Source organism: Mycobacterium shottsii (assembly GCF_010728525.1).
Taxonomy (GTDB): Bacteria; Actinomycetota; Actinomycetes; order Mycobacteriales; family Mycobacteriaceae; genus Mycobacterium; species Mycobacterium marinum.
This window is the reverse complement of record NZ_AP022572.1, coordinates 2,156,556-2,176,071: the sequence shown is the minus strand read 5'-3', so window position 1 is coordinate 2,176,071 and position 19,516 is coordinate 2,156,556. Positions and strand designations below refer to the sequence as shown.

Annotated in this window: 22 protein-coding genes and 3 pseudogenes; 14 read left to right on the top strand and 11 right to left on the bottom strand. The window is 65.6% G+C overall.

The features are described 5' to 3' along the window. Positions 1–2 precede the first annotated feature (2 nt). From G6N41_RS28395 to G6N41_RS10320, 10 genes are all read left to right on the top strand, one after another. Entirely contained in the window at positions 3–578 is a 576-nt protein-coding gene (locus tag G6N41_RS28395; protein ID WP_231608534.1) for a hypothetical protein, read from the top strand. Between the two features lie 54 nt (positions 579–632). Then, on the top strand, positions 633–1,034 hold the full coding sequence (locus G6N41_RS29985) for a DUF6907 domain-containing protein (protein ID WP_407663804.1): 402 nt from the start codon (positions 633–635) through the stop codon (positions 1,032–1,034). Beyond that, positions 1,035–1,244 (top strand): hypothetical protein, encoded by a 210-nt coding sequence (locus G6N41_RS10355; RefSeq protein ID WP_198967285.1) that lies wholly within the window; start codon positions 1,035–1,037, stop codon positions 1,242–1,244. Then, positions 1,231–1,830 (top strand): hypothetical protein, encoded by a 600-nt coding sequence (locus tag G6N41_RS10350; protein ID WP_198967284.1) that lies wholly within the window; start codon positions 1,231–1,233, stop codon positions 1,828–1,830. The genes G6N41_RS10355 and G6N41_RS10350 overlap by 14 nt, the downstream gene beginning before the upstream one ends. A gap of 787 nt (positions 1,831–2,617) precedes the next feature. Beyond that, entirely contained in the window at positions 2,618–2,866 is a 249-nt protein-coding gene (locus G6N41_RS10345; RefSeq protein WP_198967283.1) for a hypothetical protein, read from the top strand. After that, the gene (locus tag G6N41_RS10340) at positions 2,866–3,381 is read left to right on the top strand and encodes a hypothetical protein (RefSeq protein WP_198967282.1); all 516 of its coding nucleotides are present in this window, start codon (positions 2,866–2,868) and stop codon (positions 3,379–3,381) included. Before G6N41_RS10345 ends, G6N41_RS10340 begins: the two co-directional genes overlap by 1 nt. 163 nt (positions 3,382–3,544) lie before the next feature. After that, on the top strand, positions 3,545–4,402 hold the full coding sequence (locus G6N41_RS10335) for a phage major capsid protein (RefSeq protein ID WP_198967281.1): 858 nt from the start codon (positions 3,545–3,547) through the stop codon (positions 4,400–4,402). A 120-nt stretch (positions 4,403–4,522) separates the two neighbouring features. Next, positions 4,523–4,858, top strand: a complete 336-nt coding sequence (locus G6N41_RS10330) for a hypothetical protein (protein WP_198967280.1) — start codon at positions 4,523–4,525, stop codon at positions 4,856–4,858. Beyond that, on the top strand, positions 4,855–5,166 hold the full coding sequence (locus G6N41_RS10325; RefSeq protein ID WP_198967279.1) for a hypothetical protein: 312 nt from the start codon (positions 4,855–4,857) through the stop codon (positions 5,164–5,166). Before G6N41_RS10330 ends, G6N41_RS10325 begins: the two co-directional genes overlap by 4 nt. A gap of 49 nt (positions 5,167–5,215) precedes the next feature. Beyond that, complete coding sequence (locus tag G6N41_RS10320) at positions 5,216–5,680, top strand: hypothetical protein (protein ID WP_198967278.1); 465 nt, start codon at positions 5,216–5,218, stop codon at positions 5,678–5,680. Positions 5,681–5,943: 263 nt separating this feature from the next. On the opposite strand, the gene G6N41_RS10315 is transcribed toward G6N41_RS10320, so the two are convergent. Genes G6N41_RS10315 through G6N41_RS10305 form a run of 3 tightly spaced genes read right to left on the bottom strand, consistent with a single transcriptional unit; the run spans position 5,944 to position 7,323 of the window. Next, a complete protein-coding gene (locus tag G6N41_RS10315; protein ID WP_198967277.1) occupies positions 5,944–6,327 on the bottom strand; it encodes a HEPN domain-containing protein in 384 nt (127 codons plus the stop codon). An 18-nt stretch (positions 6,328–6,345) separates the two neighbouring features. Continuing rightward, positions 6,346–6,516: a hypothetical protein gene (locus G6N41_RS10310; RefSeq protein ID WP_198967276.1), complete on the bottom strand. Its 171-nt coding sequence runs from the start codon at positions 6,514–6,516 to the stop codon at positions 6,346–6,348. 9 nt (positions 6,517–6,525) lie between these two features. After that, positions 6,526–7,323 (bottom strand): hypothetical protein, encoded by a 798-nt coding sequence (locus G6N41_RS10305; protein ID WP_198967275.1) that lies wholly within the window; start codon positions 7,321–7,323, stop codon positions 6,526–6,528. Positions 7,324–8,007: 684 nt separating this feature from the next. Between G6N41_RS10305 and G6N41_RS29980 the strand changes: the two genes are divergently transcribed. The 4 genes and pseudogenes from G6N41_RS29980 to G6N41_RS10290 all read left to right on the top strand — a co-directional run. Further along, complete coding sequence (locus G6N41_RS29980; protein ID WP_407663803.1) at positions 8,008–8,226, top strand: DUF6907 domain-containing protein; 219 nt, start codon at positions 8,008–8,010, stop codon at positions 8,224–8,226. Beyond that, the gene (locus tag G6N41_RS10300; protein ID WP_231608918.1) at positions 8,223–8,600 is read left to right on the top strand and encodes a hypothetical protein; all 378 of its coding nucleotides are present in this window, start codon (positions 8,223–8,225) and stop codon (positions 8,598–8,600) included. Before G6N41_RS29980 ends, G6N41_RS10300 begins: the two co-directional genes overlap by 4 nt. 850 nt (positions 8,601–9,450) lie before the next feature. Further along, entirely contained in the window at positions 9,451–9,684 is a 234-nt protein-coding gene (locus G6N41_RS10295) for a hypothetical protein (RefSeq protein WP_198967815.1), read from the top strand. A gap of 11 nt (positions 9,685–9,695) precedes the next feature. Continuing rightward, positions 9,696–9,941 (top strand): annotated as a pseudogene (locus G6N41_RS10290) (hypothetical protein); the annotation flags it as partial. Between the two features lie 689 nt (positions 9,942–10,630). On the opposite strand, the gene G6N41_RS10280 reads toward G6N41_RS10290, so the two are convergent. From G6N41_RS10280 to G6N41_RS28380, 8 genes and pseudogenes are all read right to left on the bottom strand, one after another. Then, on the bottom strand, positions 10,631–10,840 hold the full coding sequence (locus tag G6N41_RS10280) for a hypothetical protein (RefSeq protein ID WP_117423470.1): 210 nt from the start codon (positions 10,838–10,840) through the stop codon (positions 10,631–10,633). Continuing rightward, complete coding sequence (locus tag G6N41_RS10275; protein WP_198967274.1) at positions 10,840–11,175, bottom strand: hypothetical protein; 336 nt, start codon at positions 11,173–11,175, stop codon at positions 10,840–10,842. Before G6N41_RS10275 ends, G6N41_RS10280 begins: the two co-directional genes overlap by 1 nt. A 96-nt stretch (positions 11,176–11,271) precedes the next feature. Next, positions 11,272–12,135 (bottom strand): thioesterase family protein, encoded by an 864-nt coding sequence (locus G6N41_RS10270; RefSeq protein ID WP_038581768.1) that lies wholly within the window; start codon positions 12,133–12,135, stop codon positions 11,272–11,274. Between the two features lie 449 nt (positions 12,136–12,584). Continuing rightward, positions 12,585–15,964 (bottom strand): annotated as a pseudogene (locus tag G6N41_RS30280) (PE family protein). Further along, entirely contained in the window at positions 15,952–16,287 is a 336-nt protein-coding gene (locus G6N41_RS28385; protein WP_231608917.1) for a hypothetical protein, read from the bottom strand. The pseudogene G6N41_RS30280 and the gene G6N41_RS28385 overlap by 13 nt, the downstream one beginning before the upstream one ends. A 672-nt stretch (positions 16,288–16,959) precedes the next feature. Further along, on the bottom strand, positions 16,960–17,418 hold the full coding sequence (locus G6N41_RS10240; protein ID WP_231608916.1) for a hypothetical protein: 459 nt from the start codon (positions 17,416–17,418) through the stop codon (positions 16,960–16,962). A gap of 311 nt (positions 17,419–17,729) precedes the next feature. Then, a pseudogene (locus G6N41_RS10235) lies at positions 17,730–18,993 on the bottom strand (PPE domain-containing protein). Then, the gene (locus G6N41_RS28380; RefSeq protein ID WP_231609071.1) at positions 18,905–19,108 is read right to left on the bottom strand and encodes a hypothetical protein; all 204 of its coding nucleotides are present in this window, start codon (positions 19,106–19,108) and stop codon (positions 18,905–18,907) included. The pseudogene G6N41_RS10235 and the gene G6N41_RS28380 overlap by 89 nt, the downstream one beginning before the upstream one ends. Positions 19,109–19,516: the final 408 nt, after the last annotated feature.

The following is a 19,516-nucleotide window of genomic DNA, read 5'->3' as shown; positions in this document are numbered from 1 at the left end:
GTTTGGACTTCGACAACGGCACCGAATTCCTCAATAAGGCGGTCATCAAGTGGGCCGCGGACATGGAGATCTTCTTCACCCGCTCACGGCCCTACAAGAAGAACGACCAGGCCACCATCGAGTCCAAAAACAACCACCTCGTGCGTCGCTACGGGTTCTACTACCGCTACGACACCGACGAAGAACGCGCCGTGCTCAACCGGCTGTGGCACCTGGTCAACGACCGGCTCAACTACCTGACCCCCACCATCAAACCCATCAGCTACGGCTGCAGCCGCGACGGTCACCGCCGCCGGCTCTACGACAAGCCCCAGACCCCTGGACCGGCTGCTGGCCGCCGGAGTCCTCTCAGCGGCCCAACAAACAGAGCTGCTCACCTACCGCAACAGCCTCAACCCCGCCGCGATCGCCCGCCAGATCGCCGACCTGCAAGCCGCCCTGCTCAGACTCGCCAAAGACAAGACCGAACAGCTCTACCTCGCCGCCATACCCGCCGCTCTACCCGCCCTCAAAGCCGGCATCCGCATCAAAAGCAAGACCACCACCTGACCCCGATTTCGCGGGCATTCCTTACGTGATGCATGAACCAGGTTTCGCAGGCATCTTGACTTGATGCATCACGGAGCACCAAGCTGGTCCGCTGCGAGCGCTGCGGGAAGTTCGGCTGGCACACAACGGATCGGTGCCCCGACGCCGACCGCTACACCTGCACTTCATGGTGCACGGACGGCGGCGGGCACACGAGTGACATATTCCTCGACGACCAGGAATGCACAGGCACCCAGCACAAGGTCGTGCTCAGCCTGGAAGAAGGCGCGCCGGCCATGCCCATCAACCCCGCTGAGTTGCACTCAGCGCCAGGAATCACCGTCTACGCATCCCAGAGGTGGTACCACCTGCCCACCGTCACCGCCAACGTCTACGCGATGAGGGGCCATCTCGACTACGACCTGAACCTCACCCCATCGGAGGCTGTCAAGCTGGCGCGCGCGTTGGTCGCAGCAGTCGAACTGATCGCCGGAGGTCAACGGTAAATGACCGAGCAGAAACCCGACGAGTGGCGGCCATACACACCCGGCCGCCGCTGGCGGCCACCGCATCTCGGCATCAAAGCCGAGGGTTTCCAGTGGGGCCAGCGCATGGGCCGAACTGATGCGTGCCGCCGCTTGTGGCAGCACCTTGACGAGAAAGGCCGCCAGCTCGCCGCCGCAATCGCGACCGAGGGAGACGATGCCGATGACTGACGCCTTCTGGGCGGCCCGGCCGGCCCTGCAGCACGCGCTTACGTTGGCGCGTGCCCGCGGGGTCGGCCCCTGGGCCACACTTGGCAACGTCTTGAACCGCGCCGCCGCCACCATCCCCTGCGAAGTCAAATTGCCGGGCATCGTCGGAGACCGCATGTCCTGCAACCTGTTCGTCGCCCTAATCGGCCCGAGCGGAGCAGGCAAAGGCGCATCCGAAGCCGCTGCTGCCGCCGGATTCACCTTCGGCGGCCCCATCGTCCAAACAGTGCTCTTGGGCAGCGGCGAAGGCGTCGCGAGGACCTTCCGCCCAGTCGGCACCAAACCCGACTCACCCAACCCGGTCACGACTGCGATCTTCTCAGCCGCCGAAATCGACACCCTCGCGGCGATCGCCAGCCGCCAAGGCAGCACCCTGTCCGCCGAGCTACGCAAGGTCTACTCCGGCGAACAGCTCGGATTCGGAAACGCCGGGAAAGACACCCGCAACATCGTGGCCGCCGGCAGCTACCGAGCGTGCCTGACCATCGGCCTCCAGCCCCTACGGTCACACGCGCTCCTCGGCGCCGCCGACGGAGGACTACCCTAGAGATTCGTCTGGCTACCAGTCTCCGACCCCGACGCCCCCGACGAACCACCACAAGACCCTGGCATCTGGAAAGTCAGCCGCCCCGCATGGCTCCGCGCCGTCGGCAGCACCGTCGACCTGATCGTTCCCGAAGCAGCCAGCAAAGCCATCCGTGCCCACCGGCTAGCGGTCCTCCGGGAAGACCCAAGCGTCGACCCGCTCGACGGCCACGCCCTACTAACCCGCCTGAAAGTCGCCGCGGCACTCATGGCATTAGACGGCAGAACCGTCGTCAGCGCCGAAGACTGGAACCTTGCCGGATACGTCATGGACGTGTCCACCTACACCCGCGAACGCTGCCAACGCGCCCTGATCGAGCAGTCCCGAAGCGCCAACACAGCCCGAGCACTCGCCACCGCAGACCGCGAAGAAATCATCTCCGACCGCAAGCTCCAGCGGTGCAAGGAAAGCATACTCCGCGCACTGTCGCGGGTACCGGACAGTCGTCCCGTGCCACACAACCAGCTAAGGCGCAGCCTCAAGTCAGATGTACGTGACTACTTGGACGCAGCCACCACGGACCTGACAGCCGAACAACGCATATTCCCAGTTCGCACCCCCAAGGGCATCGCTTATCTAGGTCCACCCGTGGACCGCACGTCCACCTCACCTGACCAGCACAAACAAGGGGTGGACCACAGGTCCACGGGTGGACCACAGGTCCACGGGTGGACCCAAACCCAACCACCGACGCCAACGCACACGCGGCAAGAACCGCCCCCCCTCAGCAAAAAGGAGAAGCAAGCGCATGAGCACCGAGATTTACACCGCCCGGCCGCCAGACGACACGATCGTCGTCATCCCGACATCGCTCGAATTCGTTTACGAGCACGCCAACGGCAACGACGTTCTGTGTCTGCTGATGGACACCAAGCGACACGGCCCGATGCTTGTCGCGCTGACGCCCGATAGCGCCCGGCATGTCGCCGCGCACCTTCACGGCATGCTCGGCCAGCTCGACGAACTCCGCCACGAACACAACGAGAGGAACAAGTGATGAGCGACGAAACCACCCGCCAAGAACAACCCGATACCGACACTCAGGCCGACACCAACACGGACGAGACCCAGCAAACCGAGGCCACGGACAAAGAGCACACGCTGAGTTGGCTTCTCGCCGAAGCACACCACCGACTCGACAACCCCGACGTCAACCGTGAAGCCGCACGGCACCGGGCCGCCCGCCGCGAAGCCGAAGCCCAAACCACAGCCGTCACGGCACAACTGGAAGCAATGCAGCGCTCGGTTGTCGATGACCAGGTGAAGCGGCTCGACATGAAGCCCGAAGCCTTCTGGGCCGTCAACACGCTGGCCGACGTGCTTGGCGAGACCGGCCTACCCGACCCGGCCAAGGTGGAGCAGGCCGCCGCGTCTGCGCGCGAGAAGCTCGGCATCATCAAACTCACGGCCGAACAGCGATTCGCCGGCCTGCGTTCCGGTGCTATGGCGGTCAGCCCACCCCGTAAGACGGGCTTCGCCGAGGCATTCAGCCCAAAGGATCGCGAGCGCTAGAATCGACATACGTCCGCGATAGGGCCAGGAGCCCCGAGCGCACGCAACGTGACTCCCCAGCGGGGAGCACGGCAGAGCCCAGGTCGGCAGCCGCGAAATCCTAAAGCCCTTGCGCAGCATGGCCCTTTTCGCGATTGCTGCGCTGACCTGAAAGCGAGAAACCGTGACCACCCAGACGACCACCACCGCCGAATACGCCTGGCGCCCCGACGCAACGACCTTCGCGGCCGCCGACGTCGTACCCGAAGCCCTGATCATGCAAACCAGCACCGTCGCCGGCTCCATCGAGGGCGACAAGCCTTCGCTGCATGTCGCCTATGTCGACGACGCCGACGCCGAATTCGTGGCCGAGGCAGTAGAGATCGACGAATCCGATCCCGACATGTCCGAAGTATTGGTGCACACCGGCAAGATCAGCCAGCTGATCAAGTTGTCCACCGAGCAGTACAACCAGGAAGGCACCGCCGGCCAGCTAGCAATGTCGGTATCGCGGGCCATCATCAAACGCGCCGACCAGGCCTACATCTCCCAAGTCGCACCGACCCCGCCCGCGGTACACCCGCCGGCCGGCCTGCTCAACATCGACAACATCGTCGAAGGCCAAGAAATCTTGGGCGACCTCGACGCGCTGGTCGACCTGATCGCCGAACTCGAGGCCGAAGGCTCCATGCCCTCACACATCGTCGTCGACCCGCGAGGTTGGGCTGCGCTGCGGAAGCTCAAGACGGGCATCGAGTTCAACAGCTCACTGTTGGGCGCCGGAACCACCGACGCCGTACCGATGCTGCTGTCCCTGCCCGTCCTGGTCAACCGCTGGGTACCGGCCTACTCCGGTCTGCTCCTCGATCGGACGGCAGTCGTCTCCGCAGTCGGCCCCGTCCGCATCGCCAGCAGCGAGCACCAGTTCTTCAGCAGCGACAGCGTGGCTCTGCGTGCAACCTGGCGCATCGGCTGGAACGTCGTACGCCCGAATCGCATCGGGAAATTCGTGATCAACGACGGCGAGCCCGGCGGCTCCTAGATCGTGGGCCAGGCCGGCCGCCGACCACAACGTCTGCTGGCCGGTCCCCGACGCGGCGAAACGGGACCGGCCAGCAGACACCCAACCGAAATACACTGGACCAGCAGGAGGTGAGCAAGGTTGGCCAACGTCGATTGGGTGATTGTCGGGGCCGGCCCGTCGCTCACCGACATCACGGCCGCGGTCCAGGCCGCCACCGGCAGCGAGCTGGTCGACGGCGTGCTCCGCATCGCCGATGATGAGCGGGCCAGCTTGCGCGTCTACCCAGGCCCGGCCATCGACGGCGGCGGTCACGTGGTGCGTATCCGATACGCCGGCGGGCCATACCAGTTGCAGCACGACCTCGCCCGCACCGTCTACGACGCGCTGGTTGAAGGAACCGACTGGGACCTCGTGCTCGACAGTGACGAACTCGAAGACATCGTGGCCACGCGAATCAGATCGACACCGCGATGACACCGGTGCGCGTCACCCACATGCTCAACACCGGATACCGCGCCGCCGAGCTGGCCCCCGCCGTATTCGGAATCGAATCAGTCAACCAAGACGGCACCGTCGGCGGCGTGCGATCCGGTGCATCGATGGCCCGCTGGAACGTGTCAGTCGACCCCATCGACGCCGGCCACGCCACCCTCGAAGCCACCACCGAACAGATCACCCGCGCACACGAGATCGCCGACAACGCACGCGACGTGAACGACTTCATCGCAGCCGCCACGCGCGACAGCCGCAACCACCCCTGGGGGGAGACCCCCTCCGGGTAAGGGAGCAGCGCCGGTGGGCATAGCGTCTGCCTGTCTGTACGAAACTCGAATGTTTTTTCGCCCGGAGTTTCATACACCTCAGCAAAGCCGGACGGGACTGTCGGCAAAGTTCACGGCGGCCTGGAAGCCCCCAAAATTGGGCCGATTTGAGGCCAAAGTGCCCCCCTTTATTGCGTGTTTCGCCTCGGTTTTCAGCACTGTGCTGACAATGAGTCCCATGACGACGCACGATGGCTGTTCTTGGGACTACCCGCGTGAAGTGGTGTTGGCGTTCGGCGAGGTACGCGGTCTCAAGTTGGCATTGGCAAGTGTGCAGGACGACGACGCGGCTTCAAGCGCTGTGCTCGATGAGATCGGGGACTGCGTCGAATGTCTCCGGTGTATGGCGCGTTTCTTAGCGGGGATGGCTGGTTCAATCGGCGTTGCCCTAGCCGAGAACGCGGGTGCAGACGAACAGGCCGTCGTTCGGCAGTTGGAAATGCAGCTGGCGGAAGCGATCGCGAAGCTGCCCTGACGCCCGACGCAATCTGGCGCGGGGCCGTCAGCGCGCTTCGCGTGGTGTCTACGCGCACGTGCGGCAGGAACGGCGCGGTGGTTGCCGCCCGGGACGCACCCCAACACCGAAGTCGTGGTCGTGCATCCCAACGACCGCGTACAGGAGACCGACGACAATTGGGCGCGACTCTGGCTCGAAGAGAGCGGGCTGTAGGGCCGCGACCCGGAGGGAGTTGGGCTACTTTCCGCGCCCCAGCTCGTTGATCTTGGTTGGCGTTGTATTCAGCTGGGCGGCAGTTCCCACCCCAATTCGCTGACAAACTGGGCGACATTGGCGCAGGTGGAGGGGTAGCGGTTGCTTCTCTGGTGTCCAAGGTGAAGGACGCCCGGCAGGATACCGGCCTCCAAGAGAAGCAGGGCCCGCAGGAGCCATGGTGTGATGTGGGTGACGACCAGCCATCGGAGTTGCCGGGCGCCCAGGGGCTCTTTTTCCTCGTCGAGCAGCAGTTGGTGGGCCATTTCGTTGCGTGAGTTCTTGAGGTGCTCCGCGAGGTCAGCGACCGACACCGATTCGAGGAGCTCCGGTATTGCGGCTGAGACTCTGGTTATTACATCGGTGGCCCGCTCGGTGTACTCGACGTCTGCGAAACGGCTGACAGATTTCATCACAGCGTCGTGAACCTTCTACGGGTCCAGATTCGAGTCGCCTCTGGATGCCGCCTTGTCTTTTGCAGCGCCCCGAGCAGCTTTCTTGATGCTGTCTAGAGCGGAGTTGGATGCGTCCGGGAACTTGGACTGCTTGAAAGTCGTATGCAGCCGGCGGTGCAAGCCCTCGAGCAACGCAGTGACCACCATTGCCTGTATCTACAGAAATCCATCGATGGAGCGGGCCGCCGCCCGGCCGATTCCGTCCAGAGTGTCGTTGATCGGGATCCAGTTGGCGAACCGCTCAAGTGTGAGTTCCTCGCGAGGCAGAAGCGTGCGGTACTCGAATTCCTTTGGGGGCGTGTTGGCACCGGGCCCGTGGACAGTAAGCCAGGCATCCCCGTCGTTGATCCGCACCTGAGTGTCCCGGGCGTGGAAATCCTGGTCTAGCGCCAATTCGGCTAGCGTCAGGCAGCCAGATATGACCACCGTGTGAAGTCGTTGCTGTGTCACCGGGCTCGCTGAGGTGTAAAGCAGCCAGTTGCCGTCGTCGGCGGCATCGACGCTAAGTGTGGACCCGTCCAGACCTACGGCGGCGGTTTCGCCGTCCTGCAGGAGGCCTAGCCAATAGGGGTCCCCGAAGCGAAAACGCGTGCAGCTGAATAGCTGACCGGGACCGCTTATGTTGCGGTCGCCCACGATCGCGTAGTGCGCTAGGTACTCGGGAAGACCGAACGGGGGGCCGGGATGGCCCCAGTTCTGCGCGTTGATCATGGTGACGGAAGCACCGGAATCGAGTCGGCCTTGTATCGTGATCGGCAGCGATGCCTTTACGCCTCCGGCGTCCCCCCTCGTGTACACACTGCTGGTACCCGAACGGGTCACCCGTGGATCTTCGACCAAGGCGCCGTCGAGCACTGCCTCAGGTTTCTCTCCGACATCCGCCCTGAATGCGCCGCGCACCGTAACGCCGGGCCTCATCGGTAACCAAAACTCGCCGCTTGAGGCAATATTCATCGTCTTCCGCCCTGTTTTGCAGGAAACGTTCGCGCAACCGGCGGATACCGGCCATACGTACCGCGGGGATCACCGTCGAGGTACCAGCGGTGCTATAACTCGGCGCGCGCCGCGATCTCTGCCCGGCGGTGACCGAGTTCATCGACTCGCGCGCAGTGCTCGCGCCACAGCCAGCGCCCCAGGTAGCAGATCCCAGATACAACTCCAACGACGACAAGGAGCCATAGCACCGTCGCCGCGACACCGATTATCACCGCGGCGGTGATCAATGCAGCTGCAAGACGGACCATCATGTCTCCCAGGCTAGGACGCACCACTGACAACAATCCATCGCTTATTCAACGTTTATAAGGCGGAATCGGCGAGACTACGCGAGAACGCAACGGCCGCAATAGATGTCGAATCGCCAGGTAAAGGCGTGTAACTGGGCATCATCGAGAACCCGCAGGATTTGCTGGTTGCAAAAGCCGGTGTCGCAGGTTAGAATCCTGCCGGTAGCACCATCTGACCAGCGCAGATACGTGTCCGCACAAGATTCGCGCAACAAGGGCAATCGGCGTGGCTCCAACCGAATGGAGCCCACAATGCCCGCCACAACCGCCCCCAACGTGCCCCTACCCCCCCGGCGCCGAATACGCCGATCCATGGGGCGCCGTCGACAGCGACCCCCGCTAGTACCGCGTCATCAACGGCGCGACCCGCAGCGTCGAGGGCAACTCCGACGTCGAGGTGTGGACCGCAGCCGTCCAATACGACGACGGCACCCTTGAACAGGATGCGCTGGACCGGCCGAACGTCTGGATACAAGCACACCAGGAAGGCTTGAGTAGTGCGCAGGCGGGCGAGCTGGCTGCCGCGTTACTCTCGGCTGCCGACGAGCTGGACGGGTGGACACGGCGATGACCACCAACGACAACGACCAACTCTCTGCCGCCGGCCAGAGCTGGCTTGACCGCCCGACCACCGACATGGGCCCGGCCACCCCGGCACCGGAATGGTGCCTGCCCGGCACCGAGCCGGAATGGGAGCAATTGACCGAGCAGTACGGCGGCGGCCAAGAATGCGGGTGGTATCGCTACTTCCCGAACAACGATGACGGCATCGGAGCCGACGTGTGGATACGCGCCTATGACCGCATCACTGACGGCCGGGTGCTGCGCACGCCACCGGAGATCTGCTACGTGGAGCCGCCGGCGCTGGGCATCACCCCGGAACAGGCACGCAAGCTCGCGGCCGAGTTGCTCAACGCAGCCGACACCCTCGACCCCACTGAATAACCCAACTACCCCGCGTTCGGCCCGTCATCCTGATTGGGGTGGCGGGCCGGCTTTCAAATCGTTGGCAACACAGGGACGTGGCTGCTGGCTACCAATGCGTACCCAGCGCCGCCCACGAACGTCCGTGTAGACGAAAGTTAGCGACTCTGCCATCTGCTGGGGGTCGCCCACGGCCACCGCCTTGGTGTGCTCATGCGGCGGGAGCACTTGTTGACGAATCGAGGATTCGCCTTTGGTATTTGCCCAAGCGGCCTCGACGTCGAACACCGGCGACTCACTGCGGTTGCTTATTCGTATGGCGCCGGATTGCCATATCACGCCGTCTTCTGGCCGCGGGCCAGCGTCAAGCGGCACGAGAAAAACGAGCCTCGCCTGGTCCGCTTCTTGGTCTCGCCTCTCAGACTGCCCTCGCCGCCACTCCATAACGGCGACCAGCAACGCACCAAACGCTGCGATAGAGCCGACACTTGCGACCCATCCGGCCATGTTGCCTCACTCCACCCCAAGATGTCCTTGTTGTAACTCGACGCGCTGAATGCCAGCCACGACCGCGAACGTCCCGGCGAGACACCACCCCAAGAGTGCAACTACTGGCAAGTGAATCCGTCTCATCGTGGTTGTGAGATTATCGGTCTCCGCGCCCGGTCAGAACCCCTAGGCGCAGGTAGAACCTAAGCGGCGCGCGCCTACCGCGCCTCGTCTGAACGGCGGGGGAAGCCGGGGCCGGGCGGCGCGCAACCCTTCGGGCCGGGCAAACGCTGACGACCAGATTCACGTGGCGGCGGCCTACGCGCGTGGTCGTAAAGGCATCCTTTACGCGACCACCCTGGCGAAGGTAACGTTTACACGTGTGGAGATAAGGGCTAGCGCCCGCAAACACGGCATCAGCGACGAAGCCATGCTCCACGCCTACCGCAATGCCCTCCGTTATGTCGAATTGGAGTACAACGGTGAGGTTCAACTGCTGGTGATCGGCACAGACCAGACCGGGCGCCTGATCGAGCTGGTCATACCGGCAGACCAACCACCAAGGATTATTCACGCGGACGAGCTGCGGCAGAAGTTCTACAGCTACCTGAGGTGATGACTATGAATGTGAAGCACAAGACCGACATCGATGAATGGCTCGACACCATCGTGCCCAACCCGGCCGATGCGCGCGATGCTGGCCACATGCGACGCATCATCGCCGCGAAGGACAGGGTTGGAGCGGCAGAGTCTGAACTGCGGGCCGCAGTGGATGCCGCCCGCGCCGCCGGTGACACTTGGGCAGCAATCGGTGTTGCCTTAGGTATCACCCGTCAGGCCGCGTTCCAGCGATTCGGACAAAACGTCACATCGTTCAAACGAGGCCAGAAGATTGTGGCCGCTTCGTCAATCGTGGTTGGCGACCAGATTTTTCGAACAACCAAGGAACACGGTGACCTGATGATGGTTGTGAAATCCGTGAACCGAAGTACCACCCCCAACGGTATCGAAGTAATTATTTGTCGCGGTGACGTTTTCAAACTCATGGGTGATGGCGCAGGCGAAGACGCCAAGTTCCTCGGAGACATAACCGGCCGGCGCGGGGGACGCGGTGAGTGGAAGATACCGGTCGACGGACAGGTAACTAAGGCAGTCCCAGCCGAAGAGGCTGATTACAGCTATAAGGCCGAGCTAGCGGGGACCGGAGAAGCATCAATGATGACCCCCGACGACGCCCGCACCGGAATCCAAGCCATGCTCAACCAAATCCCGCCGACGATGGAAGCGAGCCATGCAGTCCTCAACAACCTTGGTTCCCTCGGCTCTGTTGTCGAGGAGGATCAGGGCATATCCATAGAGAAGCTGCAGCAGGTCGTTTCGAAATGGATCGCCACCACCATCGCCTGCATCATCAGCCTTGAGAACCGCATCGAACGCGCCGCCGGACGCCCGGGCGTCCCCGAGGACACGCTGGACGCCATCATCACCGAGTTCACCGGCGTAGACCGCTAACTCCTCGCGCACAATCTCACGTACACGGGCCTCGTCGACCCCAGCGGCGTTCATATCAGGTCCGGATCCCAAGGCTCGTCACCGATCTTCGCCGGCAGATCAGCTTCGTCGACACCGTGTGCCTTCGCCCACTGCCGCCGGGCGGCTTCCCACTCCTCAAGTCCCACCTGCCAGGCCGCCGGGGTCGTCAGTCCGTCGCGGATGCCGTCATACTCCAACAGCTCGGGCGGCGGCTGCATGTTGTCGTCGCGGCGCCACATCACGCCTCCCTTTCAGCGTCGTCGCGGCTGACCAGCGCCAGCAACCGGCGCCGACGCTCCCGCCACGCATCTACAGACCGCTGATATTCAGCCTCGGTGGCGTAACGCTTGCCGTTGAACAGGAACCCGGCCAGGTCTATAGGTCGGCGCCGCATCAGACCGAATCCCGAATCGAGTACACGCCCCTGGCAGCTCCCCGGCGCTGCGGACGACGCGACGCCGTCACCGTTGGCGAGCTGCTGCGCTCTCTTCATCGGCGGGTGGCTTGCCGCCGCAGCAACTTGCTCGCGGAATCGGCAAGGCGCCGACGCAGCGGAATCGCTGGCACCCAGCATCCGGTTGACGTCAAACGGCCACGCGCACGGTGGCATGGCAACTGCTGATTTGAATCAGGCGCACGTGTCGGGGAGGCCCGCGCCTCTCGGGCGTGATCAGCCGTCAACAGCGGTTCGTCGCGAGGCCCCGGCGGCCTCCAGAAGCATGGCTAGTTGGCGGCTTTGGACCACGACCTGACCGGTGGCGTCGAGGATGACGTGGTCCTGCTCGAACCAGCTATCACCGATGACGGTCGAGCTGGCCATGACGCGCATCCAGCCGGGGGCGGGGCGGCGCCGCAGGTAGGTGGTGAGTTGGACGGTGGGGGTCCAGCCGAAGATGCCGCAGTTCACGGTGACGCGCGGGGCGATATCGCCGGCCATGATCGCAAACAGCGTTGCGGCGGCGGGGTCGGCTTCGTCAGAGGCGAACGGGCGGACCCACATCCGGCTGATCGGTGCTCCGCGTTGCCCGACGAGGAAACCGGTGGTGGCGGAATCCATCGCAAGCTCGCATCCTTGGCTCACATGGAGGATCTGGGCCAGGGGATGCTCGGCTGAGACGGGTATGGCATCAGCGGAGGGCTGGACCGGCATCTCCGACACGGGCAGTGGTTCGCTGTGTCGTGGTGGGTTTGTATCGGCGGGACCCAGGGTGACCGAGCAGGTTACCGCGGTGCGGCTGTTCTGCGACAGTTCCACATCGACGAGACATACCTGCCGTCCGCGCCGGCGGACCTTCGTGGTGAGCTGCACCTCGCCCGGGTTTGGAGCGCTGATGTAGTTGGCGCTCAGGGCGACTGGCGCCAGGTCGACCGCATCGCCGATCGTCCGATGCGCGGTCGCTGCGCAGACCGCCATCATGCAGCCACCGTGCACCTTAGGTCCGATAGTCCACATGGGATCGATGGTGGCGCTATACGCTCCGTCACCGAGGTCATGGACGGTGGTGAGGTCGGTGAAGGGTCGGCTACTGCTCATGGTTTCGGCTGCATTCCGATTCTGGGTGAGTGGGTCTGTGCTGGCGGGCATGATCGGTCATCTGTTTTCCTGCGCGGTATCGAATCCTACGAAGGCCATCCGCCGGTGGCCGGCTGGCGACGGGACAGATTCTGGTGCAGGCGATTTGGGCCGCCAGGACCACCGGCCACGCGGTAGGGGTGTTCAGCAGATCGATCCGATCGTGACTCCAATTTCACCGTGTTACCTCCGCGCCGTCCAGACTAAGCCGCCCGATCCCTCAGCACCTACGCAGCGTGTTGCCTTCGCTTCCGCCCAGCCAGCGTCACAACTACGTCGCGGATGACCAGCGCGTCCCGGACGCTTACCCGCCGGCATCGCGGTTTCACCGACACCCGGTTGCCGTTGTGGGCGCCACCGTTCCGCGGATATCGACCACCCCACGGGCGCAGCGGCGGAGTGGCTCGGCGCTAACCGGACTGGCCCTGGCCGCCTTGTGCGGTGGCGCTGAATTCGTAGGCAGTGGCGCCATGCCCACCCACGCCGGCGGCATCGCCGCCTGGGCCGCCGTTCGCCCCTAATCCGAAGTCGCCGCCGAGTCCGCCGTGGCCGCCTTTGAAGCCATCTTCACCGGGAGTTCCATCGTTCGAGAGATTTGGTTGTGCAAATCCGCCGCCACCACCACCGACGCCCCCGGGCGCCCCGGACCCGACCCCGGCGGCACCGCCGGTCCCGCTGAAGCCCGCGGCGAAGGCGTTACCGCCAACCCCGCCGTTTCCGGCCGTACCGCCTGGGCCGCCGGCGGCACCACCGCCACCACCACCGCCGCCTACTGCAAAACTAGCGGTGGCGCCGCCGGCACCACCACCACCGCCACCGCCGCCGGTGCCGCCCGCCGCACCGGTGGCGTTGCCACCACCGCCACCGCCACCGCCGGTGCCGCCACCGCCAATGCTTCCGGTGGTGGGACTTACCGCGGTTCCTCCGAACCCGCCGTCGCCTCCGGTGCCACCCTGGCCACCGGAGGCACCGCCACCGCCGCCGTTGCCGCCGTGGCCCCCGGCACCACCACCCCCACCGCCACCGCCGAATCCGGGTGACGTGCTGGTGCCGGAGTTGTTCGTGCCGCCAGAGCCGCCTTTGCCACCCTTGCCGCCATTACCTCCCATGCCACCCGTGGTGCTGCCGGCACCGGGTGTCCCACCGTCGCCGCCAGCTCCGCCGGTACCGCCGAGGCCACCGGCCGCGCTGCTCCCGGGTCCGGTACCGGTGTAGGCGCCGCCTATGCCTCCGTTGCCGCCAGCACCACCCTGGCCGCCCTGGCCGCCGGCACCACCACCAACCCCACCAATGCCGGCACCACCGTCGCCACCGGTGCCGCCCGCACCACCCTGGCCGCCTGGTCCACCAACGGCAGGCGTTATCCCGGATGCGCCGGCAACGCCGGTGCCGCCGGACCCACCCTCGCCTCCGGTGCCGCCAACCCCGCCGGTGCCGATACTGCCCGCCGCGCCACCATCGACCCCCACACCGGCCGCACCCGCGGTGCCACCCGTGCCACCCTTACCTCCGTCAGCGCCGACCCCGCCGGTGCTGGCGGTATTGCTACCACCGGTGCCACCGGTGCCACCGGATCCGCCGACGCCGCCGTGGCCTCCGGCACCACCGCCGACCCCGCCGATGCCGGACCCGCCGTCGCCGCCCTGACCGCCCTGGCCGCCTCGGCCACCGCCGGTCGGGTTGGTGCCGTCGGTGCCGAGGGTGCCGGTGCCGCCGGACCCACCGTCGCCGCCCTGGCCGCCGACGCCGCCGGTGCCGATGCTGCCCGCAGCGCCGCCGTCGACCCCCACACCGGCCGCACCCGCGGTGCCACCCGTGCCACCCTTACCTCCGTCAGCACCGACCCCGCCGGTGCTACCGGTGTTGTTACCGCCGTTGCTACCGGCGCCACCGGATCCGCCGATACCGCCGTGGCCGCAGGCACCACCGCCGACCCCGCCGATGCCGGACCCGCCGTCACCGCCCTGACCGCCTTGCCCGCCCTGGCCGCCTTGGCCACCCGCGGTGGGCGCAATACCCGAAGTGCCATTGACGTCATTGTCGGCGCCGGCGCCGACATTGCCGCCTTGGCCGCCAACCCCGCCGGTGCCGATGCTGCCCGCAGCGCCGCCGTCGACCCCCACACCGGCCGCGCCCGCGGTGCCCCCCGTGCCCCCCTTACCTCCGTCCGCACCGGGCACCCCGGTGGTGCCGGAAATCGCGCCGCCCTGAGCGCCGGCGCCGCTGTCTAGCGCACTGGCGATACCGCCCGTGCCGCCCGGACCACCGCCCTGACCGCCGGTGCCGCCGGCACCGCCGACACCGCCCTTGCCGCCGGCACCACCACCGACCCGCCGATGCCCGCCCCGCCGTCACCGCCCTTGCCGCCCATACCGCCCTGCCCACCCTGATGACCCGCGGTCGGACTGACCAGGTCGTCGGTGCCCGCGATGCCGGTTCCGCCGGCACCGCCGACACCGCCCTCGCCGCCGGCACCACCACCAACCCCGCCGATGCCCGCCCCGCCGTCACCGCCCTTGCCGCCCATACCGCCCTGCCCACCCTGATAGCCCGCGGTCGGACTGACCAGGTCGTCGGTGCCCGCGATGCCGGTTCCGCCGGCACCGCCGACACCGCCCCGCCGGCACCACCACCAACCCCGCCCACCGCCCTTGCCGCCCATACCGCCCTGCCCACCCTGATAGCCCGCGGTCGGACTGACCAGGTCGTCGGTGCCCGCGATGCCGGTTCCGCCGGCACCGCCGACACCGCCCTCGCCGCCGGCACCACCACCGACCCCGCCGATGCCATTGGCCCCGTGCGCGCCGGCATTCCCCAAAGGATTGATTGAGCCAGTCACCGCCCCACCCGCGCCGCCGGCTCCCGCCTGACCGCCGACCCGCCGGCCCCGCCGTCACCGCCGGTCGCGCCCAGGCCTGCGCCAGCGCTGCCGGTGCCGCCCAGACCGCCAGCCCCGCCGGATCCACCGACCCCGCCCGCCCCACCTGACCAACCGATCAGCGCCCGGTCGACCCCGCCGACCCCGCCGGTCCCGCCGGTCCCGCCGTCACCGCCGACCCCGCCGACCCCGCCGACCCCGCCGGTGGTGCCGGTCGCACCGTCACCGCCGACCCCGCCGTCACCACCGGCGCCGCCGTTACCGCCTCCGACAAGCCCATTGGCGCCGCCGGCTCCACCGGCACCGCCTGCCCCACCCGGGGTAGCGCCGGCCCCACCGGCGCCCCCCCGCCCCACCGGCACCCCAGAGGCCCGCCGAGCCGCCAGCCCCACCGTTCGCCCCGGCTCCTCCGGCCCCGCCGGTGCCGCCGTTGCCCAACAGACCAGCGGCGCCACCAGCCCCGCCCGCTTGGCCGACGGCATCTGGCGCCCCGTTGCCGCCGTTGCCGATTAGCAGCCCGGGCGCAGTGCCGTTGGCACCATCGCCGATCAACCCGCGTCCGAACAACACCTGTGTCGGTGCATTCACCGCGCCGAGCAGGTCTTGCTCGATGGTCTGCAGTGGCGTGGCGTTGGCGGCCTCGGCACTCGCATACGACCCGCCGGCGCCCGCCAGGGCGTTCATGAACCGATCGTGAAATGCCGCCATCTGTGCGCTGAGTGCCTGATAGCTCTGCGCATGTTCCGAGAACAATGTCGCGATGGCGGTGGACACCTCGTCACCGGCCGCCGCAACAAGGCTCGTTGTCGAGGGCGCCGCCGCCGCGGTGGCCGCCCGCAGCGCTTCCCCGATCCCCGTCAAATCTCCCGCCGCGGCGGCCAACGCCTCAGGCGCTGCGGTCACGTAAGACAACATCTGGGACCCCTTAACTCGTAAACGATTTCTTCTCTGAGACCAAGCGGGTGCTCGCAGACGCGGCGCGCGGCCGAGCAAAACGCCCGCACAAACTCTTCGTGGAACACCGGCACCCGCGCACTGAGCGCCGGATATTCAGCCCGTAGCTCCCGAAGGTCCCGGTGATCGCCACGTTGCAGTACAACGACTTTCGCGACTTTTGCGGCTTTCGCGTCATGAACGACGCCCCTTGCCATCGGCGCCTCAGGTCGCCAGTGGCCATCGCGGTGTTTGTCGCCCATCAGCGCCCCAAAGCCCGGCGTTGCGATGAGAAACGACATGCGCTGTCCCCAATTGGCCATCGAATAGCAGACAGCCCGAGCAGCTTGAAGCAGCTCGCGCCGACGGTATGCAAAGTCTCGTCGCCGAAACTCCTGCTGGGATGAGTCATATGACCTAACCGGTCCGGCGAGCTCGCGCCAGCTCCCCATCTGCACCAACTGGCCGCCGACAGCACCCACGGCCACGGCGATCATCGCGTTGCTGGCAAATCTGAACGCGATCTAGGAAGCGGCCGCGGCGCGCGGCACGTGAATTCGGCTAGCGCACCGGATGCGCTACCAATCGAAAACATGGCGATTGGGCAATTGATTGCATCCGTTAAGCCGCGCGAAGTGGTGTCATTTTCTATCCCACTTCGGCGGATCGGGCCACTCGCAGGTGGCGAGAACACCATGGGGCAGGTCTGCGCCGAGCTCGGTACCGAGTTGATCGAGTTCGACGGCGAAGCCGACCACATGGGCTGCTCGTCGCCTACCCACCCACTTTGGCGATCTCCACACCGGTCCAGCGACTCGAAGGCCACACCGCCCACGCCGTGCACCGCGAATACACCGAAGCCTGTGTGCCCGCCGCTCGGACACCTCTGGTCGCCGTCCCACTTCGCCGGCTGCTACGGAGGCGCACCACTGCACACAGCTGAGCCCAACAATGTGTCGCGTCTGCTCCGCCCGCTATCGTGTATCGAATATCTCTGCCGGTGCCGCGTACCGCACGGCCCAATCGCTCCAGGCCAAATCAGTCGGCCCAATGGCGCTATCGACACGAGTCCAGCGTTGATTAGCATCACCGCCGCTGGCCTGGAATAGGCCCGCATAGGTATCGGTCTTGAGCCCGTTGGCGGCCGCATCCGCGAATGGGGTAGCGCTGTAGTCCAGTTTGCCCCCATCGCCAGCGACAATCTGGCCATACAGGAACACCCACGTTCCCGAAGCGTTCAGGCGCCTGACGTTGAGACCGACTGGAATGCCAAGCTGCGTTGAGATGTCCGAAATTGCAAGGTCTACGATTCGGCGCTCCAGGGTGGAGGAAACATCTTGCGCTGGAGAGGTGCTGATTGGTTTGGTGGCGTGTTCATGTCGATCGCAGGCTGCCGTGCCAATAGCTAGCGACAGTGAGACTGCGACGATCAAGCGAGGTACCCACACATTTGCGTCACGCACCTCCTCACCGTACCCGCAACTATGGTCGCATCAGACAAGGGGATTGACCGAAAGATGCTACACGGCAAAGAGTTCCAGCAGTCCCTCTCGCAGGATGGCCGAGCGATGATGGCTACTGGTTGGCCCCTGCCCGAGGTTGTACCACCGGTGAGTCACTACCAGGTCCGGGGCAAGTAGGCGGGTGGGTGCTGGATGGGTCGGCGTTGTGGCCGCGCCAGCCACACTGAGAGGGTGACGATGCACTGGCCGTAGCACGGCCAACAAACCACCATCAAAGCCGATCACTTCGACCAACTCAGATCCCACGACGACGGCAACACCGGCACCCGCAGGCCCCCCGACTCAGCACCCAACACCGACAAGCCCGATGGCTCCCCTCTCGCTGAACCCGACGTCCCGACAAACCCCCACGACTGCACATCCCCCGCACCCGCCGATCCTGCCAACCCATGCCTCACAGAATCTTGATCGATACCCGCCGCGGCATCATTCGGCCCAGGCACCGACTGAACACCGGCAAGACCTCCCAGTTGCGTTGGAGTGTGAATGTTTTGCGTCAGCGACGACACACTCACACTCCGCAAACCAGCGTCTGCCACGCCCACACCGAGGTCCGATGAACCCCGGACATACGCATCAATGCCCAACGGCAATGCGATCGGCAATGCGATTGGCACAGCGATCGCGGCGGCAAGTGGCACGGCAACGGCGCTGAGCACCATCGCGGTCACTGCAAAATCGAGCGCAAGCACGCTGGCGAAAGCGAGCAAGATCGCCATGGCCTCGGACACGCTGTGCGCCAACAGAAGCCCAGCCACCGCTTCATACACAGCTCCATACGCGAAGCCCCCAAAAAAAGCCGATGACCGCCGCTATCAAGAAGCCGATGGGATCACCCAGGTACTCGCCGATATCCATGCCGAGCACCACCATGGAATCCCAGGCATAAGAGAAGATCTCGCCGAGGTTGTATAAGAATTCTTCCCAAAACTCCGACCAGCTGCCCAGCACGCTTGCAGCCTGCGGCAACACATTCGGGGCGTTATCGCTAAGGGAGTGGATTAGTCGTGGTGCAGGGGTCGTTTGTGGCGCTCGCGCCGAAAACACGGTTGAGGCCGCGTCATAGGCGGACATGGTAGTTGCGGCTTGGACCCACATGCGCGCGTAGTCAGCCTCGTTGACGGCGATCGGAACGGTGTTGATGCCAAAGAAGTTAGTCCCGAGCAACACACCGTGAACGAGATGATTCTCGGCCAACTCGCCCATCGTGGGCATCGCCGCCAGCGCGGCGCAATACGCGGCGGCCATCGCCTCATGCTCGGCCGCCATCGCCTCGGCTTCGGCTCCGTTCCTCATCAACCACGCTACACACGGCTGGTGCGCAGCCGCATAACTCGCGGCACCCATCCCCTCCCACACCTCGGTTTCACCAACGACCACCACGGCGGTGAGTTCGTCAGCCGCCGAGGAATACACGGCGCCGAGCGACGTCCACGCCGACGCCGACACCTGCAACGACGCCGCACCCGGACCCGAACTCAGCAACGTCGAATGCACCTCGGGCGGTGAACCCATCCATACTGGCGATGTCATGATCGATCACCTGCGAGCTGGACGTCGCGGCCACGATGAAGGACGCCTGCCGATCGCAGGCGACCACGTAGACCCGCCAGCCGCTGACCAGTCACAACGTCGACCGTTACTCGGCTGGATGTGCGCGCGGGTGGTATGTGATGAAAACTGTTACACAACAGACGCTTACCTTTCTCTCAAGGAAGTCGCGGGCTGCCGAGGCGTCCCACTCGGGAGCTTCGGCGGTGTCGCGGGCGACCATGGTCATGGCGTTCGATTCATGGATGTCGACCGCCGACTGAAAAGCCCAGGTGAAACGGGTGCGTCAACCCGGGATCACCCTTGTCCAACTATTGGACAAGCACGGCCTATGCGCTACAAGCTATCATCCACCAACACACTTAGGTGTTTCACCATGCCCGGGACTGGCTGTGCGGCAACCATTGTGCGGCGCGTTCACAGCCCTCGGCCGCAGCCGGGGCCACGCTCGTTGCGG

Bases quoted from the DNA above. Each gene is read 5' to 3' on its own strand.
- G6N41_RS10310 (WP_198967276.1), bottom strand. From the start codon at position 6,516: ATGGTGGTCACTGCGTTGCTCGAGGGCTTGCACCGCCGGCTGCATACG.
- G6N41_RS10325 (WP_198967279.1), top strand. From the start codon at position 4,855: ATGACACCGGTGCGCGTCACCCACATGCTCAACACCGGATACCGCGCC.
- G6N41_RS10280 (WP_117423470.1), bottom strand. From the start codon at position 10,840: ATGTGGCGCCGCGACGACAACATGCAGCCGCCGCCCGAGCTGTTGGAG.
- G6N41_RS10355 (WP_198967285.1), top strand. From the start codon at position 1,035: ATGACCGAGCAGAAACCCGACGAGTGGCGGCCATACACACCCGGCCGC.
- G6N41_RS10340 (WP_198967282.1), top strand. From the start codon at position 2,866: ATGAGCGACGAAACCACCCGCCAAGAACAACCCGATACCGACACTCAG.
- G6N41_RS10345 (WP_198967283.1), top strand. From the start codon at position 2,618: ATGAGCACCGAGATTTACACCGCCCGGCCGCCAGACGACACGATCGTC.
- G6N41_RS10320 (WP_198967278.1), top strand. From the start codon at position 5,216: ATGTTTTTTCGCCCGGAGTTTCATACACCTCAGCAAAGCCGGACGGGA.
- G6N41_RS10275 (WP_198967274.1), bottom strand. From the start codon at position 11,175: ATGCTGGGTGCCAGCGATTCCGCTGCGTCGGCGCCTTGCCGATTCCGC.
- G6N41_RS10350 (WP_198967284.1), top strand. From the start codon at position 1,231: ATGCCGATGACTGACGCCTTCTGGGCGGCCCGGCCGGCCCTGCAGCAC.
- G6N41_RS10300 (WP_231608918.1), top strand. From the start codon at position 8,223: ATGACCACCAACGACAACGACCAACTCTCTGCCGCCGGCCAGAGCTGG.
- G6N41_RS10305 (WP_198967275.1), bottom strand. From the start codon at position 7,323: ATGAATATTGCCTCAAGCGGCGAGTTTTGGTTACCGATGAGGCCCGGC.
- G6N41_RS10315 (WP_198967277.1), bottom strand. From the start codon at position 6,327: ATGAAATCTGTCAGCCGTTTCGCAGACGTCGAGTACACCGAGCGGGCC.
- G6N41_RS10270 (WP_038581768.1), bottom strand. From the start codon at position 12,135: ATGAGCAGTAGCCGACCCTTCACCGACCTCACCACCGTCCATGACCTC.
- G6N41_RS28385 (WP_231608917.1), bottom strand. From the start codon at position 16,287: ATGTCGTTTCTCATCGCAACGCCGGGCTTTGGGGCGCTGATGGGCGAC.